Origin of the sequence: Thioclava sp. JE_KL1, assembly GCF_009296265.1 — a bacterium.
Classification (GTDB): Bacteria; Pseudomonadota; Alphaproteobacteria; order Rhodobacterales; family Rhodobacteraceae; genus Thioclava.
Genome location: NZ_WBJS01000005.1, coordinates 377,256 through 393,085, shown reverse-complemented (window position 1 = coordinate 393,085; position 15,830 = coordinate 377,256). Strand labels below are relative to the sequence as shown.

The window sequence follows — 15,830 nt, the reverse complement described above, 5'->3', positions numbered from 1 at the left end:
GACGCGAGGCGGACGGGGCTTTAGGTCTGAACCCGAACAAAGGAGCGCGCGATGAAACCCTCCCTGACCCTTTATCTGGCGGCCCCGCGCGGCTTTTGCGCGGGCGTCGACCGGGCGATCAAGATCGTCGAGATGGCGATCGAAAAATGGGGCGCACCCGTCTATGTGCGCCACGAGATCGTGCATAACAAATACGTCGTCGACAGCCTGCGAGACCAAGGCGCGGTCTTCGTGGAAGAGCTCGACGAATGCCCCGATGACCGGCCGGTGATCTTCTCGGCCCATGGCGTGCCGAAATCGGTGCCCGCCGAGGCCTCGCGCCGCGAGATGATCTATGTCGACGCGACCTGCCCGCTGGTGAGCAAGGTCCACAAGGAAGCCGAGCGACACTCGAACGAGGGGCTGCAGATGGTCATGATCGGCCATGCGGGCCACCCGGAAGTGCTGGGCACGATGGGGCAGCTGCCCGATGGCGAAGTGCTGTTGGTCGAGACGGTCGAGGACGTGGCCAAGATCACGCCGCGCGATCCCGACCAACTGGCCTTCATCACCCAGACCACGCTCTCGGTCGATGACACCGCAGCAATTGTGGCGGCCTTGCAGGACCGTTTCCCGAAGATCGTCGGCCCCGCGAAGGAAGATATCTGCTACGCTACGACGAACCGCCAAGCGGCGGTGAAGGCGATGGCGCAGGATATCGACGCGCTTCTGGTGATCGGTGCGCCGAACTCCTCGAACTCGCGCCGTCTGGTCGAAGTCGGCAAGGCCTCGGGCTGCGCCTATTCGCAGCTGGTGCAGCGCGCCGCGGATATCGACTGGCGTGCGCTGGAGGGTGTGCAGACGGTCGGCGTGACCGCGGGCGCGAGCGCGCCGGAAGTGCTGATCGACGAGGTGATTGACGCCTTCCGCCAGCGCTATGACCTGACCGTCGACCAGATCGAAACCGCCCGCGAGGACATCGAATTCAAGGTGCCCCGCGTGCTGAGAGAGGCGTCGTGATGCGCGAAATCGGCCCGAAAATCCCCGGCGGCGCGCTGCTCCTTGGCCTTGCCGGGCTGATCCCGTTCCTCTGGGGCGTGCTGGTCGTGCAGACCGGCCAATTCGCCTTCATCGCGGACCCGCGTGTGGCGGTGCTCGCCTATGGTCTGATGATCTTCTGCTTCATGGCGGGCAGCCTCTGGGGCTTCGCCGCGAGCGCGGAATGGGAGACCGGCTATTTCCTCGCCGTCGCTCCGGTCATCTTCTTCATCGCCTTCGTGGCGCTCGGGATGCCGGTGAATTTCGTGCTGATCCTGGGCTTCCTCGCGCTCTTGCCGCTCGACTGGCTGTTCCAGAAATTCGGCCACACGCCGCGCTGGTGGCTCAAACTGCGCATCGGCCTGACCGTCGTCGTTATCGCCTGCCTGATCGCGCTTGTGAGGACATGAACGAGATGAAGCTTTTTTCGATGCCCTCCTCGGGCAACAGCTACAAGGTGCGCCTGCTGATGGCGCTTCTCGGTCAGAGCTACGACCGGGTCGACGTGGAATACAACACCGACGCCTTGGCCGAGGCTCATGAGAGCGGCGCACTGCCCTTCGGCAAGGCGCCGGCGCTGCATCTCGACGACGGGCGGGTGCTCGCGGAATCCAACGCGATCCTGACCTATCTCGGCGAGGGCTCGCGCTTTATCCCCGAGGACCGGTTCGCCCGCGCGCAGATGCTGTCGTGGATGTTCTGGGAGCAGAACCAGCACGAGGGCGTCATCGCCGTGCGCGCCGCGATCCTGTGCTATCCGCATCGCGCCCATGAGCGCACGCAGGAGACGCTCGACGCGCTGGAAGTGCGCGGCCACGTCCTGCTGGGCATCATGGAGCAGCGGCTGGAGCAGGCCGATTGGCTCGCGGGCGACACGATGAGCCTCGCCGATATCTGCCTTTACGCCTACACCCATACCGCCGAGACCCGCGGCGGTTATGATCTCGAGCCCTTCCCGGCGCTGCGCCGCTGGCTCGACCGGATCGCAGCGCTCGACGGCTATGTGGCTCTCGATGCCTGAGCTTTACGCATGGACGGACGGTGCCTGCAGCGGCAATCCCGGCCCCGGCGGCTGGGGCGTTTTGATGCGCGCGATGGACGGCGAAAGCGTCGTCAAGGAGCGTGAGCTGAAGGGCGGCGAGGCCGAGACTACGAATAACCGGATGGAGCTTCTGGCCGCGATCAACGCGCTGGAGACCCTGACCCGCGATACCGCGATCACGATCACCACTGACTCCGCTTACGTGAAGAACGGCGTGACCGGCTGGATCCACGGCTGGAAACGCAACGGCTGGAAAACCGCGGCGAAGAAGCCGGTGAAGAACGTCGATCTCTGGCAGCGGCTCGACGAGGCGCAACGCCGCCATCGCGTGACGTGGGAATGGATCAAGGGCCATGCGGGCCACCCCGAGAACGAGCGCGCCGACGAGCTGGCCCGCGCCGGGATGGAGCCCTTCAAACCGGCCAAGCAAAAATGACCGCCCTGCCCGACTGGCTGGGGGAGTTTCCCTTGGGCGCGGCGCTGGATTATGCCTCGGTGCTGGTCTTCGCGCTGACCGGGGCGCTGGTCGCCTCGCGCCAGCAGCTCGACCTCGTGGGTTTCATCTTCATTGCTGCGCTGACCGCTATCGGCGGCGGCACGTTGCGCGATCTGCTTCTGGGCCGCGACCCGGTCTTCTGGGTCGGCGATCCCACCTATGTGCTGATCGCGGCAGGGGCGGCGGTGGTCGTTTTCTTCACCGCGCATCTTCTGGAAAGCCGCTACCGCGCGCTGCTGTGGCTCGACGCCTGCGCCTTGGCCGTGGCCGTGCCTGCGGGCGTGGCGATCACGATGCGGCTGGAGCATGGGCCGGTGATCGTCCTGATCATGGGCATCGCCACCGGCACGTTCGGCGGCCTGATGCGCGACGTGGTCTGCAACGAGGTGCCGCTGGTTCTCAAACAGGGCGAGCTGTATCTCTCCTGCGCGTTTGCCGGGGCCATGAGCGCGGTAATCGCGACGGCCCTCGGGGCGGACACGCTGATCGCGCTGTTGATCTGCGGCGGCGTGACCTTTGCGCTGCGCGCCGGATCGCTGCGTTTCGGCTGGAAGCTTCCGGTCTACAAGGCGCGCCCGCCGAGGCAGTATTAACCGAAGTAACTCAGCACCACCGGCGCGAGGAAGGCGGTCAGCACCGCGTTCAGCCCCATGCCGATGGACGCAAACGCGCCTGCAGTCTCATGCACCTGAAAGGCGCGCGCCGTGCCGATCCCATGCGCCGCGACACCCACCGCGAAGCCCCGCGCCCGCCAGTCGCGAAAGCCCAAAAGGTTGAGCATCGGCGTTACCGTGATCGCCCCGATCATGCCGGTCAGGATCACCAGCGCAGCGGTCAGCGACGGCTCACCACCAAGCGATTGCGAAATCCCGATAGCCACCGGCGCGGTCACCGATTTCGGCGCGAGCGAGGCGAGCAGTTCCGGCCCCGCGCCCATCGACTTCGCAATCGCCAGAACCGAGACGATGGCCGTGACCGACCCCGCGATCAGCCCCGCCGCAATCGGCAGCAGCGCGCGCTTCACCTTCGGCAGGTTCGCATGCAGCGGCACCGCGAGACAGACCGTCGCCGGGCCCAGCATGAAGTGCACGAATTGCGCCCCGTCGAAATAGCGCTGATAGGGCGTGCCGGTCATCAGGAGCACCGCGCCGAGGATCACCACCGCGATCATCACCGGATTGGCGAAGGGGCTGCGGTTCACGCTTTTGAAGATCGCATCCCCGATCCAATAGGCGATCAGCGTCGCCCACAGCCACAGCAGCGGTTCGGAGGAAAGATAGGACCAGAGCTTGAACGGATCAGTCATCGACATCGCTCCGGGTCAGCTTCGCCACCGCGACGAAGACCGCCGCCCCGACCACGATCGCCAACATCGTCGACACCACCAGCGCCACCGCCAGCCCCATCCCATGCTCGCGCAACGCACCAAGATGCGCGACGATCCCCACGCCGGCAGGCACGAAGAGAAGCGACAGGTGTTGCAACACGAATTGGCCCGTGGGGCGCACGATCTGCTGCACCTTGCCCGAGACGCTCATGAGCAAAAGCAGGAAGATCATCCCCAGAACCGGGCCGGGAAGCGGCAATTGCATAGCGCGGGACAGGATCTCGCCGGCGAGTTGGCAGGCGAGGATCAGGGACAGGGCTGGGATCATCGGACGGCTCCTTGGGACGCATCCGATGCTAAGCCTCCGCGATCAAAAGGAAAAGACGGAGGAGGTGCATACCCGACTGCGTCGACGGGCATCTCGCACCCCCGATACCTGCGCAAGAATGCGCCAATATATTGTGGATAACAGCCCCATCATCGCCAGATGCAGTGTCTTCCCATTGACTCGCAGGCCTGCTCTACGGACACTTCTCAGAACTCGGTCAGATTCGGAAAGTTCGGCAATTGCGCTTCTCTCGGCTACGTCTCAACGGTTTCAAGAGCTTCGTGGACCCCACGGATCTCGTGATCCATGACGGGCTGACCGGCGTCGTCGGGCCCAATGGCTGCGGCAAGTCGAACCTCCTGGAAGCGCTGCGCTGGGTGATGGGCGAGAACCGCCCCTCGGCGATGCGCGGCGGCGGGATGGAAGACGTGATCTTCGCGGGCGCCTCGTCGCGCGGCGCGCGCAATTTCGCGGAAGTCGCGCTGCAGATCGACAATACCGAGCGGCTTGCGCCCTCCGGGTTCAACGACAGCGACGGGCTGGAAATCGTGCGCCGGATCACCCGCGATGCGGGCTCGGCCTATAAGGTGAACTCCAAGGACGTGCGCGCCCGCGACGTGCAGATGCTGTTCGCCGACGCCTCGACCGGCGCGCATTCGCCCGCGCTGGTGCGGCAGGGCCAGATTTCCGAGCTGATCAACGCCAAGCCGAAGAACCGCCGCCGCATCCTTGAGGAAGCGGCCGGCATCTCGGGCCTCTATCAGCGCCGCCACGAGGCGGAGCTGAAGCTGAACGGCGCGGAACAGAACCTGACCCGCGTCGACGACGTAATCGAGCAACTCGCCTCGCAGCTAGCCACTTTGGCCCGGCAGGCGCGTCAGGCCGCGCGCTACCGCACCATCGGCGAAGAGCTGCGCCGCGCCGAGGGGATGCTGCTGTATCGCCGCTGGCGCGAAGCCGATCTGGCCCGCACCACTGCCGAAGAGGCGCATCGCGAGAAGGTCGCAGGGGCCGCGCAGGCCGAGAAAGCCTCCCGCGAGGCGGCGAAGGCCCGGCAGGGCAAAGAAGACGCATTGCCGCCGCTGCGCGAGGAAGAGGCCATCGCGGGCGCAATCCTGCAGCGCCTCACCGTGCAGCGCGACGCGCTCTCGGATCAGGAAGATCAGGCGATCGCGCGGATCGAGACGCTGAAGGCCCGGATCGAACAGCTCGTGCGCGACATGGAGCGCGAAGCGGGTCTCAACCGCGATGCGGGCGAGACGATCGGACGGCTCGAATGGGAGCAATCTCAGATCGCGAAAGCCTCCGAAGGGCATGAAGACAAACTGGCCGCTGCGGTCGATGCCGCCCATGAGGCCGCGCAGATTTTGCAGGAGCGCGAGGCGCAACTGTCGGAACTGACCGAGGATGTCGCGCGGCTCGCCGCCCGCCACCAGTCGTCCCAGCGCCTCGTCACCGACAACCGCGCGACGGCGGAGAAATCCGAAGCCGCCGCGGCGCAGGCGAAGCAGGCTGCCGAAGCCGCTGCTGCCGCGCTTGCGAAGGCGAATGCGGAATTCGAGGCGGCAGAAGGCGCACAGACGCAGGCGCAGGCCGCCGCCGAAGCCGCAGAAGAGGCATTGGCCGCCGCCGATGACGCGCGCGCCGAGGCGCAGGGCCGCGAAAGCGCGGCCCGGGCGGCACGCTCGGAGGCCGAGGGCGAAGCGGGGGCCCTGCGGGCCGAGGTGTCGGCGCTCGCGCGTCTGGTCGAGCGCGAAGCCTCCAACGGGCAGCAAATTCTCGACCGCGTCCGGGTGGATCGCGGCTACGAGGCGGCGCTCGGTGCCGCGCTCGCCGATGATCTGCGCGCGCCGGAAGTGGGCGAGGATGACGCGACCGGCTGGCAAGCCCTGCCCGACTATCCCGCGCCGCAGCCCCTGCCCGTCGGCGTCGAGCCGCTCTCCGCTCATGTGGATGTGCCCGATGTGCTGGTCCGCCGGATCTCGCAGATCGGTATGGTCGAGGATTACGACGAGGGTGTGCGGCTGCAGGACCAACTGGCCCCCGGCCAGCGGCTGGTGTCGACCGAGGGCGACTTGTGGCGCTGGGACGGCTATCGCGCCGGTGCCGAGGATGCCCCGACCGCCGCCGCGCTGCGCCTGCAACAGCTCAACCGTCTGGTGGAGTTGAAGCGTGATCTGGAAGAAGCCGAGGCGCGCGCTTCGGGCGCGAAATCCGCCCATGAGGCGCTGACCGCCGCGCTGGCAGAGGCCACCCGCGCCGATGCCGCCGCCCGCGAGGCGCGCCGTGATGCCGATCGCCGTCTGGCCGAAGCGGGCCGCGCGCTCAGCCGGGCCGAGGCCGATCGCTCCATCGCCAGTTCCAAGCTGGAAAGCGCCCAGCTCGCCGTCGCCCGCCACGAGGAAGAGGCTGGCAGCGCGCGGATGGCGCTGCGCGAGGCGGAGAATGCGCAATCGTCCCTGCCCGATCTGGACGCCGCGCGCGGCGACGTCGAGGCGGTGAAGATGACCGTCGAAGCGGCGCGAATGACGATGATGACCAAGCGCTCCGCCCATGACGAAATCCGTCGCGAGGGCGAGGCGCGGCTGAAGCGTCGGCAGGAGATCACCAAGGAAATCTCGGGCTGGCGGCACCGGTTGGAGACCGCCGAGAAACGCTCTGCCGAGCTGGAAACCCGCAAGATCGAGAGCGAGGCGGAGCTGAAGGACGCCTCCGCCGCACCCGAAGAACTGGCCGCGAAACGCGCCGAGCTGTCGGAGGCCATCGCCACCGCCGAAGCGCGTCAGGCCGAGGCATCAGACAAGCTGTCGGGTGCGGAAAGCGCCCTGCGCGAGGCGCAGCTGGCCGAGCGCGAGGCCGAACGTCTGGCCGGTGAGGCGCGCGAAGCCCGCGCCCGTGCCGAAGCCCGCGTCGACGCGGCCCGTGAAACCGTCGCCTATGCCGCCGAACGTATCCTGGAGGAAACCGAGAAGTCGCCGCAGGATCTTCTGGCAAGCCTCGACGCCGATCCCGAGAAGATGCCCGACGCGGAGAAGCTCGACGCGGAAGTGAACCGGCTCAAGCGGCTGCGCGAGAGCCTTGGTGCGGTGAACCTGCGCGCCGAGGAAGACGCCCGCGAAGTGCAGGAAGAACATGACACGCTGGTGCAGGAGAAATCCGACCTAGAAGAGGCGATCCGCAAGCTGCGCGCCGGGATTTCAGGGCTCAACCGCGAAGGGCGCGAGCGTCTTCTGACCGCGTTCGAGCAGGTGAACGAGAACTTCCGGACGCTGTTCACCCACCTTTTCGGTGGCGGCTCGGCGAACCTCCAGCTGGTCGAAAGCGACGACCCGCTGGAGGCCGGTCTCGAGATCATGTGCCAACCGCCGGGCAAGAAGCTGTCCACGCTGTCGCTGCTGTCGGGCGGCGAGCAGACGCTGACCGCGATGGCGCTGATCTTCGCGGTCTTCATGGCCAACCCCGCGCCGATCTGCGTGCTCGACGAGGTCGATGCGCCGCTCGATGACGCCAATGTGACGCGCTTCTGCGACCTGCTCGACGAGATGACGCGGCGCACCGATACGCGCTTCCTGATCATCACCCACCACGCGGTGACGATGGCGCGGATGGACCGGCTGTTCGGGGTCACGATGCAGGAGCAGGGCGTGAGCCAGCTGGTCTCGGTCGACCTGAAGAAGGCCGAGGCGCTGGTGGCGTAACGGTGAGGGGCTCCGCCCCGCGCTATCGCGCCCCCGGGATGTTTCGATCAAGAAGAAGAGACGCGAATCCGCTTGCGGGGAAACAGGCGCGCGCCTAGCCTCGCCGCGAAATTTCATGGAGGGCGCAATGGCCAAGATCGAAGCACGTCTCGAAGAGCTGGGAATTCACCTTCCCGATGCCCCGGCACCGGCGGCGAATTACGTGCCCTTCGTGCGCACCGGCAATCAACTGTTCGTCTCGGGACAGATCTCGAACGGGCCCGAGGGGCTGATCCGCGGCAAGCTCGGCGACGGGATGGATGTCGAAGAGGGCGCGATGGCGGCGCGGTTCTGCGGGCTGGCGCTGATTGCGCAGGCGAAAGCGGCCATCGGCGATCTCGACAAGCTCCGTGTGGTGAAGCTGGTGGGGTTCGTGAATTCGACGCCTGAGTTTACCGATCAGCCGAAAGTCGTGAACGGCTGTTCGGACCTGATGGTCGAGGTCTTCGGCGATGCCGGGCGTCACGCGCGTTCGGCGGTCTCGGCGGCCTCGCTGCCGATGGGCGTCGCGGTCGAAATCGAGGCGATTTTCGAGGTCGCGTGATGGCATTGCATCCTGATTTTCTCCGGCTTCCGATCGCGCATCGGGCGCTGCACGACTACACGCTCGGGCGGCCCGAAAACAGCCGCGGCGCAATCCGCGCGGCCATCGCGGCAGGCTACGGGATCGAGATCGACGTGCAACTCTCGGCCGATGGCGTGCCGATGGTGTTTCACGACTACGCGCTGGACCGGCTGACCGCAGAGCGCGGCCCGGTGCGCCAGCGCACGTCGGCAGAGCTTGGCGCGATCCATCTGAGCGGCACGCAGGAGGGCATTCCGACCCTCGCCGAAGTGCTGGAGATCGTGGACGGTCAGGTCCCGCTTCTGGTCGAGATCAAGGATCAGGACGGTGCGCTCGGTCAGCAGATCGGCCCGCTGGAAGAAGCTACGGCGCTGTTGCTGCGCGACTATGAAGGCCCGGTCGCGGTGATGTCCTTCAACCCCCACGCGGTGGCGGCTTTCGGCGACCTGGCCCCCGGCGTGCCGGTCGGTCTGACGACCTCGGCCTATCAGCCCAATGACTGGGCGCTGCTGCCCGCGGCACGCGGCGACGAGCTGCGCCATATTCCCGATTTCGAGCGTGTCGGCGCGGCCTTCATCTCGCATGAGGCGAAGGACCTGAACGCGCTTCGGGTGAGTGAGCTGAAATCGCTCGGCGTGCCGGTTCTGTGCTGGACGATCCGCTCGGTCGACGAGGAGGCTCTCGCGCGTCGGGTGGCCGATAACGTGACCTTCGAAGGCTACCTCTCGGCGCTTCCGGCTTGACGCCGCGCGCTCAGGGTACAGATTCAGGCAAAGGATGGCCTAACCACCCGGGATGAAATGGATCAAAGCGTTGAAATCACGCTTTATTCGGATATTTCCGAAATAAGTGAAGAAGATTGGAACGCCTGCGCCTGCCCCGAAATCGGGGATGGGGAGCGGGCGTTCGACCCGTTCACCACGCATCGCTTTCTCGCCGCCCTCGAGGCCTCCGGCTCGGTCGGGCCGGGCACGGGCTGGGACGCACGGCATCTTGTGGCGCGGATGGGCGATCGGGTGATCGGCGTTGCGCCGCTCTACGTGAAATCGCACAGCCAGGGCGAGTATGTCTTCGATCACGGCTGGGCCGATGCGTTCGAGCGCGCGGGCGGGCGCTATTACCCCAAGCTGCAATGCGCGGTGCCCTTCACCCCCGTGGCCGGGCGGCGGCTGCTGGTTCTGCCGGGGCTGGAAGAGGCCGGGGGCCGCGCGCTGCTGGCCGGGATGGCTCAGATCGCCGAAGGGGCCGGGGTCTCGTCGGTTCATATGACATTCTGCACCGAGGACGAGGCGGCGCTTGCCGCCGAGGCGGGTTGGCTGTCGCGGATCGGGCAGCAATTTCACTGGTTCAACGAGGGCTACGAGAGCTTCGACCAGTTCCTCGGCGAACTCAGCTCGCGCAAGCGCAAAGCGCTGCGCAAGGAGCGCCAGCGGGCGCAAGCTTTCGGCGGAGAAATCGTACAGCTGACCGGCGACGATATCCGGCCCGAGCACTGGGATGCGTTCTGGCAGTTCTATCAGGACACCGGCGCGCGAAAATGGGGCCGCCCCTACCTGAGCCGCGCCTTCTTCGACCTGCTGCACGAGATGCGCGAGGACGTGCTTCTGGTGCTGGCGATGAACGGAGACCGCCCGATCGCGGGCGCGCTGAACCTGATCGGGCGCGATGCGCTGTTCGGGCGCTACTGGGGCTGCATCGAGGATCACCCCTTCCTGCATTTCGAGCTTTGCTACCATCAGGCGGTCGATTACGCGATCGCGCACAAGCTGAGCCGGGTCGAGGCCGGGGCGCAGGGCGAACACAAGCTGGCGCGCGGCTACCTGCCCGTGGCCACCCATTCCGCGCATTGGATCGGCCATGAAGGTCTGCGCGGGGCGGTCGCGGAGTACCTTGAAGCCGAACGCGCCGCCGTAGACGAAGATATCGAGATACTTACCGAAATGGGGCCGTTCCGGAGCCCCTCGGGTGGCAGCGATGAGCAGGCGTGATAAGTAGCAGTGTTAAAGGACGTATGACGGGAGCGATGAATGAATTTCAATGACCTGACCGATGTCAGCGCGTGGCTGACGCAGGATCGGATCGATGCAGCCATTATGGTTGCGGTGAATGTGGTGGCTGCGCTGGTGATCCTGCTGGTCGCGATGGCGATCTCGGCCTGGGCCAAACGGCGCATCGTGGCGCTGTCGCAGCGCTACAAACGGCTGGACGACACGCTCTTCGGCTTCCTCGGCAATATGGTGAAATACCTGATCCTCGCGATCGGGGTGATCTTCATCCTCAACCGCTTCGGTATTCAGACGACCTCGTTGGCCGCCCTTGTCGGTGCCGCCGGTCTGGCCATCGGTCTGGCGCTGCAAGGCACGCTGTCCAACCTTGCCGCGGGCGTGATGATCATTCTGTTCCACCCGTTCCGCCAAGGCGATTTCATCGCGGCGGGCTCGGAAAGCGGCACGGTGACCGAAATCCAGCTCTTCTACACGGTTCTGACGACCTATGACGGCATCCAGATCATCGTGCCCAACAGCGACATCTGGTCGAGCGCGATCACCAATTTCTCCGCCAACCCGACACGGATGATGGATCTGACCATCGGCGTCGCCTATGACGCGGACCTGAAGAAAACGCAGGAAGTGCTGGAGAATATCTCGCTCTCCGATCCGCGTGCCCTGCCGGAGCCCGCGCCTGTGATCCGGGTGAAGCAACTGGGCGACAGCTCTGTCGATTTCACCTTCCGCGTCTGGGCCAAGACGGAAGATTTCTGGGGCCTGCAGGCGGAATATACCCGCAAGATCAAGGTGGAGTTCGACGCGAACGATATCGGCATCCCCTTCCCCACGCGCACGCTCGAAGTGGTGCAGGTGCCGAAAATCGAGACCCGCAGCGTGACCCGCGAAAGCGGTGCCGCTTGAACTGGCGGCCCGGGGCTGCAAGGCTGCGGGCCAGCTTAACGCATCAGGGAGTAAGCGATGACATCGAAGCTCGAACCCGAGGAACGCAAAGCGCTGCTCAACGCGCTTGAAGATACCGGATGGCGCGCGGCCGACGGGCAGGATGCCCTGATCAAGCGGCTTCTGTTCAAGGATTTCTCCGCCGCTTGGGGGTTCATGAGCCAAGCCGCGCTCTGCGCCGAGAAGATGGATCACCATCCCGACTGGCGCAATGTCTACAACAAGCTCGAGATCACGCTGACCACCCATGATTGCGGCGGCGTCAGCGTCCTCGATATCGAACTGGCAGGCGCGCTGGATTCGCTGGCCGAGGGCGTGGCCGAGGTCGACCGCGATATCGGACGCCCGGTGATGCGACTGACCGAACCGGTCGAAAAAGACGAAGACTAAACGAAAAACGCCCGGCTCCTTGGCCGGGCGTTTTCGTTTTCGACAGGGCGGATCAGAGTTCCGCGAGAAGCCCTTCGCCTGCCGACGCCTCGCAGGTGCCGGGGCTTTCCTCGACATTCAGGTGCTTGACCACGCCATCCTCGACGAGCATCGCGTAGCGCTTCGAGCGGTTGATGAGGCCCGCGGGCGGCGCGGTGAAATCCATCTCGATCGCCTGCGTGAAGGCAGCTTCCGGGTCGGCCAGCATGGTCAGCCCTGCATCGGTCGCGCCCGTTGCCTCGCCCCAGGCCTTCATGACGAAGGGATCGTTGACCGAGACGCAGATGATCTCGTCCACGCCCTTTTCGGCGAATTGGTCCTTGGTGCGGATGAAGCTGGGCACATGGGCGGTGGTGCAGACGCCGGTATAGGCGCCCGGCACGGCGAAGATCACGATCTTGCGGCCCTTCATCTTGTCGCCAAGGCTCACGGGTTGCGGCCCTTCGTCGCCCACGGCGAGGAAAGTCGCGCCGGGAAGTACGTCGCCGGTCGTTAAGGTCATAGAAAGCTCCGATTTGTTCGCGTTGCACTTGTTCCGCCCGTCGATATAGGGTCAGGCGCGAGCCGGGCCAGTGGAGAAAGTCATGGGTGGAATAGTGATCGTCGGCGCGGGACAGGCCGCAGCCTCTATGGCCGCGAAACTGCGGGCGCTAAAATTTGACGGGGCGATCACCGTGATCGGCTCGGAGCCCATTCAGCCCTACCAGCGTCCGCCCCTGTCGAAAGCCTATCTGCTGGGCGAGATGGAGCTGGAGCGGCTGACGCTGCGCGCCCCGGATTGGTGGCAGGAGAACGATATCGCGCTCCGGCTCGGCGCCTCCGTCACTGCGATCGACACCGAGACGCAGACGGTCACCCTGTCGGATGGCGAGACGCAGGACTATGCCGAACTGGCGCTCTGCACCGGCGCCACGCCGCGCCGTCTGCCCGCGGCAATCGGCGGCGATCTGGGCAATGTCTTCACCGTGCGTAACCTCGCCGATGTCGACCGGATGCAGCCCCATTTCACCCCCGGCAAACGACTCGTGGTGGTCGGCGGCGGCTATATTGGGCTGGAGGCGGCGGCGGTCGCGCGCAAGCTCGGCCTCGAGGTCACGCTGGTCGAGGCCGCCCCGCGCATCCTCGGCCGCGTCGCCTGCAAGGAAACCGCAGACGCGATCCGCGCGCTGCATCTCGAGCGCGGCGTCGAAATCCTCGAAGGCGTCGGCCTGACGCGACTGACCGGCGAGGAGGCCGTCACCGGCGCAATCCTCGAGGACGGACGCGAATTGCCCGCCGATTTCGTGATCGTCGGCATCGGCATCACCCCCGACGAAGAGGTCGCCCGCGAAGCCGGTATCCATTGCGAAAACGGCATCGCCGCCGACGCGCAGGGCCGCACCTCCGCACCCCATGTCTGGGCGGCGGGCGATTGCGCCTCTTTCCCCGGCTCCGAGGGGCGTATCCGCCTCGAATCCGTCGGCAACGCAATCGACATGGGCGAGCTGGTCGCCGAGAACATGCTGGGAGCAGGCCGCGCCTATGCGCCAAAACCGTGGTTCTGGTCGGATCAGTTCGACGCGAAGCTGCAGATCGCCGGGCTCAATGCGGGCTACGATCAGGTCGTCAGCCGCCACGATGACGGCTGCAGCTTCTGGTATTTCCGCGCAGGCCGCCTGATCGCGGTGGACGCGATCAACGACGCGCGCGCCTACATGGTCGGCAAACGCCTGATCGAAGCGGGCAAACCCGTGACGCCCGAGGCGGTCGAGACCACGGCAGAGCTGAAAGCCCTGATGAAATGAGAATTATCGGAGGCGCGAAACGCGGGCTGAAACTGGCGGATGTGGGTGCAGGCGACATGGACGCGCATCTGCGCCCCACGACCGACCGCGTGCGCGAGTCGATCTTCAACCTGCTGATGAATGGCGGGCATGGCAATCCGGTGCCCGAGGCGCGGGTGCTCGATCTTTTCGCAGGCACCGGAGCGCTGGGGCTGGAGGCGCTGTCGCGCGGCGCGGCCCGCGTGGCCTTCGTCGATGAGGGCACAGCCGCCCGCGCGCTTCTGCGCCGCAATATCGAGGCGATGCGCGCGATGGGCGTCACCGATGTCTGGCGGCGCGATGCGACCAATATGGGTCCAAATCGCGGCCCCGGCTATGATCTGATCTTCCTCGATCCGCCCTATGGGATGGGACTGGGCGAACGTGCCCTCGCCTCCTGTCTCGAGAATGGATGGATCGCTCCGGGCGCGATGATCGTTTGGGAAGAGAACACCCCGCCGATCCTGCCCGCCGCCCTCGAACAGCTTGACCAGCGCCGCTATGGCGACACGCTCGTAACCCTTGCCCGGATGCCTGAATGACGCACCACCCGAAGATTCCCCATGCCGTCCTGTTCGATTGCGACGGTGTGCTCGTCGACAGCGAGCCTGCGACCTTCGACCTGATCCAGGAAGAATTCGCCCGCTACGGCGTGCATAAGACGATCTCCGAACTGGAAGACGCCTTCATCGGCTCCACCATCGAGAATGTCTATCAATGGGGCCGCGAGCACGGGGCCGATCTGCCCGAGGGCTGGGTCGACAGCTATTACAAGGCGCTCTACGCCCGGCTGCGCGAGGGGACCGAGCTGATGCCGGGCATCCCGCGCCTTCTCGCCCGGCTCGATGCGGAGGGCATTCCCTTTGCGGTCGGATCGAACGGCCGGCAGGCGAAGATGGAGGCGACGCTCGGGCAGCACCCGGATATCCGCACGCGGCTCGAAGGACTGCTGTTCTCGGGGCAGGACATGGGACTGCCCAAGCCGAAGCCCGATCTCTACATCCATGCCGCGCGCCATCTGGGCGCCGATCCGACCGCTTGCGTCGTGATCGAGGATAGCCCCACCGGCGCGCGCGCGGCGAAAAACGCAGGCATGCGTTGCCTCGGCTATTCGCCGAAAGGCGACAATCCGAAGCTCGCGGCGGAGGGGGCGGAACTGTTCACCGACATGGCCCAGGTGCCGCGGCTCATCGGCCTCGATCCCTGATCTTCGGCTTGGCGAAAGTATCCCGGGGGGGCTGGCGCAGCCAGTGGGGGCAGCGCCCCCACTAACGCCTGAACCTTAGCGCCAGGTCGGGTGGAAACGCCCCGCCGGCGAAGTGGTGAAGATCTCGCAGCCGTCGGCGGTCACACCCACCGAATGCTCGAACTGCGCCGACAGCGATTTGTCCCGCGTCACCGCGGTCCAATCGTCGGCCAGAACCTTGGTCTCGGGACGGCCCAGATTCACCATCGGCTCGATCGTGAAGATCATGCCCTCTTCCAGCATCGCGCCGGATCCTGCGCGCCCGTAATGCAGCACGTTCGGCGGCGCGTGGAAGACCTTGCCGACGCCGTGACCGCAGAAATCGCGCACGACCGACATGCGGTTGCTCTCGACGAATTTCTGGATCGCATGACCGATATCGCCAAAGGTGTTGCCGGGCTTCACCTGCTCGATGCCGACCATGAGCGAGTCATGGGTGACCTGGATCAGACGCTCGGCCTTGCGGCTCAGATTGCCCGCGACATACATGCGCGAGCTGTCCCCGAACCAGCCGTCGAGGATCACGGTCACGTCGATATTGATGATATCGCCGTCCTTCAGCTTCTTGTCGCCCGGGATGCCGTGGCAGACGACATGGTTCACCGAGATGCAGCTCGCGTGCTGATAGCCGCGATAGCCGATGGTCGCCGAGGTCGCGCCCAGCTCGCCCACGCGGCGTTCGATGAAGGCGTCGAGTGCTGCGGTCGTGACCCCCGGCTCCACCAGATCGGCGACCTCGTCGAGAATTTGCGCCGTCACCTGCGAGGAGGCGCGCATTCCCGCAAAATCGCTCTGATCGTAGATCCGGATTCCGTCCTTCGTGGTGCGGCCCTGAGTATCGTCCAACGGTCTGCTCCTTAAGGGTTTCGGCCTTTAGATAGTCACAAAAGCGG

At 65.8% G+C, this 15,830-nt stretch carries 18 protein-coding genes; 14 read left to right on the top strand and 4 right to left on the bottom strand.

From position 1 onward, the window contains the following. The first annotated feature begins 51 nt into the window (after positions 1-51). The 5 genes from ispH to F8R15_RS11930 are packed head-to-tail and all read left to right on the top strand — an operon-like array spanning position 52 to position 3,148. Complete coding sequence (ispH, locus tag F8R15_RS11950; protein WP_152844724.1) at positions 52-999, top strand: 4-hydroxy-3-methylbut-2-enyl diphosphate reductase; 948 nt, start codon at positions 52-54, stop codon at positions 997-999. Further along, the gene (locus tag F8R15_RS11945) at positions 999-1,427 is read left to right on the top strand and encodes a DUF3429 domain-containing protein (RefSeq protein WP_152844723.1); all 429 of its coding nucleotides are present in this window, start codon (positions 999-1,001) and stop codon (positions 1,425-1,427) included. The genes ispH and F8R15_RS11945 overlap by 1 nt, the downstream gene beginning before the upstream one ends. Positions 1,428-1,432: 5 nt before the next feature. Next, on the top strand, positions 1,433-2,038 hold the full coding sequence (locus F8R15_RS11940) for a glutathione S-transferase family protein (RefSeq protein ID WP_152844722.1): 606 nt from the start codon (positions 1,433-1,435) through the stop codon (positions 2,036-2,038). Continuing rightward, entirely contained in the window at positions 2,031-2,495 is a 465-nt protein-coding gene (gene rnhA / locus F8R15_RS11935; protein WP_078551118.1) for a ribonuclease HI, read from the top strand. Before F8R15_RS11940 ends, rnhA begins: the two co-directional genes overlap by 8 nt. Then, positions 2,492-3,148 (top strand): trimeric intracellular cation channel family protein, encoded by a 657-nt coding sequence (locus F8R15_RS11930; protein WP_078522350.1) that lies wholly within the window; start codon positions 2,492-2,494, stop codon positions 3,146-3,148. Before rnhA ends, F8R15_RS11930 begins: the two co-directional genes overlap by 4 nt. Here the strand turns inward: F8R15_RS11930 and F8R15_RS11925 are convergent. Both F8R15_RS11925 and F8R15_RS11920 read right to left on the bottom strand, forming a co-directional pair. Continuing rightward, positions 3,145-3,861 (bottom strand): LrgB family protein, encoded by a 717-nt coding sequence (locus F8R15_RS11925; RefSeq protein WP_152844721.1) that lies wholly within the window; start codon positions 3,859-3,861, stop codon positions 3,145-3,147. The two genes, F8R15_RS11930 and F8R15_RS11925, sit on opposite strands and share 4 nt — an antisense overlap. Further along, positions 3,854-4,210 carry a CidA/LrgA family protein gene (locus F8R15_RS11920; protein WP_152844720.1) on the bottom strand — a complete coding sequence of 119 codons (357 nt, stop codon included), beginning with the start codon at positions 4,208-4,210 and terminating at the stop codon, positions 3,854-3,856. The genes F8R15_RS11925 and F8R15_RS11920 overlap by 8 nt, the downstream gene beginning before the upstream one ends. 239 nt (positions 4,211-4,449) lie before the next feature. On the opposite strand from F8R15_RS11920, the gene smc reads away from it, so the two are divergent. The 6 genes from smc to F8R15_RS11890 all read left to right on the top strand — a co-directional run bounded on the left by smc (position 4,450) and on the right by F8R15_RS11890 (position 11,850). Further along, entirely contained in the window at positions 4,450-7,908 is a 3,459-nt protein-coding gene (smc, locus tag F8R15_RS11915; protein ID WP_152844719.1) for a chromosome segregation protein SMC, read from the top strand. A gap of 127 nt (positions 7,909-8,035) precedes the next feature. After that, on the top strand, positions 8,036-8,491 hold the full coding sequence (locus F8R15_RS11910) for a RidA family protein (protein ID WP_078541698.1): 456 nt from the start codon (positions 8,036-8,038) through the stop codon (positions 8,489-8,491). Beyond that, positions 8,488-9,255 carry a glycerophosphodiester phosphodiesterase family protein gene (locus F8R15_RS11905; protein ID WP_368731042.1) on the top strand — a complete coding sequence of 256 codons (768 nt, stop codon included), beginning with the start codon at positions 8,488-8,490 and terminating at the stop codon, positions 9,253-9,255. The genes F8R15_RS11910 and F8R15_RS11905 overlap by 4 nt, the downstream gene beginning before the upstream one ends. Positions 9,256-9,312: 57 nt before the next feature. Next, positions 9,313-10,500, top strand: coding sequence for a GNAT family N-acetyltransferase (locus F8R15_RS11900; protein ID WP_152844717.1), 1,188 nt, complete (start codon positions 9,313-9,315; stop codon positions 10,498-10,500). Positions 10,501-10,539: 39 nt separating this feature from the next. Next, positions 10,540-11,421 carry a mechanosensitive ion channel family protein gene (locus F8R15_RS11895; RefSeq protein ID WP_152844716.1) on the top strand — a complete coding sequence of 294 codons (882 nt, stop codon included), beginning with the start codon at positions 10,540-10,542 and terminating at the stop codon, positions 11,419-11,421. A gap of 57 nt (positions 11,422-11,478) precedes the next feature. Next, complete coding sequence (locus F8R15_RS11890; RefSeq protein WP_152844715.1) at positions 11,479-11,850, top strand: 4a-hydroxytetrahydrobiopterin dehydratase; 372 nt, start codon at positions 11,479-11,481, stop codon at positions 11,848-11,850. Positions 11,851-11,902: 52 nt separating this feature from the next. On the opposite strand, the gene F8R15_RS11885 is transcribed toward F8R15_RS11890, so the two are convergent. Continuing rightward, positions 11,903-12,391, bottom strand: coding sequence for a peroxiredoxin (locus F8R15_RS11885; protein ID WP_152844714.1), 489 nt, complete (start codon positions 12,389-12,391; stop codon positions 11,903-11,905). An 82-nt stretch (positions 12,392-12,473) separates the two neighbouring features. On the opposite strand from F8R15_RS11885, the gene F8R15_RS11880 reads away from it, so the two are divergent. The 3 genes from F8R15_RS11880 to F8R15_RS11870 are packed head-to-tail and all read left to right on the top strand — an operon-like array spanning position 12,474 to position 14,898. Next, entirely contained in the window at positions 12,474-13,673 is a 1,200-nt protein-coding gene (locus F8R15_RS11880; RefSeq protein ID WP_152844713.1) for an NAD(P)/FAD-dependent oxidoreductase, read from the top strand. Continuing rightward, a complete protein-coding gene (gene rsmD / locus F8R15_RS11875) occupies positions 13,670-14,233 on the top strand; it encodes a 16S rRNA (guanine(966)-N(2))-methyltransferase RsmD (protein WP_152844712.1) in 564 nt (187 codons plus the stop codon). Before F8R15_RS11880 ends, rsmD begins: the two co-directional genes overlap by 4 nt. Continuing rightward, positions 14,230-14,898: an HAD family phosphatase gene (locus tag F8R15_RS11870; protein ID WP_152844711.1), complete on the top strand. Its 669-nt coding sequence runs from the start codon at positions 14,230-14,232 to the stop codon at positions 14,896-14,898. Before rsmD ends, F8R15_RS11870 begins: the two co-directional genes overlap by 4 nt. Positions 14,899-14,973: 75 nt before the next feature. Here the strand turns inward: F8R15_RS11870 and map are convergent, their stop codons facing one another. Continuing rightward, complete coding sequence (gene map, locus F8R15_RS11865) at positions 14,974-15,783, bottom strand: type I methionyl aminopeptidase (protein ID WP_078550844.1); 810 nt, start codon at positions 15,781-15,783, stop codon at positions 14,974-14,976. Positions 15,784-15,830: the final 47 nt, after the last annotated feature.

Bases quoted from the DNA above. Each gene is read 5' to 3' on its own strand.
- F8R15_RS11870 (WP_152844711.1), top strand. From the start codon at position 14,230: ATGACGCACCACCCGAAGATTCCCCATGCCGTCCTGTTCGATTGCGAC.
- F8R15_RS11930 (WP_078522350.1), top strand. From the start codon at position 2,492: ATGACCGCCCTGCCCGACTGGCTGGGGGAGTTTCCCTTGGGCGCGGCG.
- F8R15_RS11940 (WP_152844722.1), top strand. From the start codon at position 1,433: ATGAAGCTTTTTTCGATGCCCTCCTCGGGCAACAGCTACAAGGTGCGC.
- F8R15_RS11895 (WP_152844716.1), top strand. From the start codon at position 10,540: ATGAATTTCAATGACCTGACCGATGTCAGCGCGTGGCTGACGCAGGAT.
- F8R15_RS11880 (WP_152844713.1), top strand. From the start codon at position 12,474: ATGGGTGGAATAGTGATCGTCGGCGCGGGACAGGCCGCAGCCTCTATG.
- rnhA (WP_078551118.1), top strand. From the start codon at position 2,031: ATGCCTGAGCTTTACGCATGGACGGACGGTGCCTGCAGCGGCAATCCC.
- F8R15_RS11885 (WP_152844714.1), bottom strand. From the start codon at position 12,391: ATGACCTTAACGACCGGCGACGTACTTCCCGGCGCGACTTTCCTCGCC.
- F8R15_RS11900 (WP_152844717.1), top strand. From the start codon at position 9,313: ATGGATCAAAGCGTTGAAATCACGCTTTATTCGGATATTTCCGAAATA.
- F8R15_RS11925 (WP_152844721.1), bottom strand. From the start codon at position 3,861: ATGACTGATCCGTTCAAGCTCTGGTCCTATCTTTCCTCCGAACCGCTG.
- F8R15_RS11945 (WP_152844723.1), top strand. From the start codon at position 999: ATGCGCGAAATCGGCCCGAAAATCCCCGGCGGCGCGCTGCTCCTTGGC.
- ispH (WP_152844724.1), top strand. From the start codon at position 52: ATGAAACCCTCCCTGACCCTTTATCTGGCGGCCCCGCGCGGCTTTTGC.
- F8R15_RS11920 (WP_152844720.1), bottom strand. From the start codon at position 4,210: ATGATCCCAGCCCTGTCCCTGATCCTCGCCTGCCAACTCGCCGGCGAG.
- rsmD (WP_152844712.1), top strand. From the start codon at position 13,670: ATGAGAATTATCGGAGGCGCGAAACGCGGGCTGAAACTGGCGGATGTG.
- F8R15_RS11910 (WP_078541698.1), top strand. From the start codon at position 8,036: ATGGCCAAGATCGAAGCACGTCTCGAAGAGCTGGGAATTCACCTTCCC.
- F8R15_RS11890 (WP_152844715.1), top strand. From the start codon at position 11,479: ATGACATCGAAGCTCGAACCCGAGGAACGCAAAGCGCTGCTCAACGCG.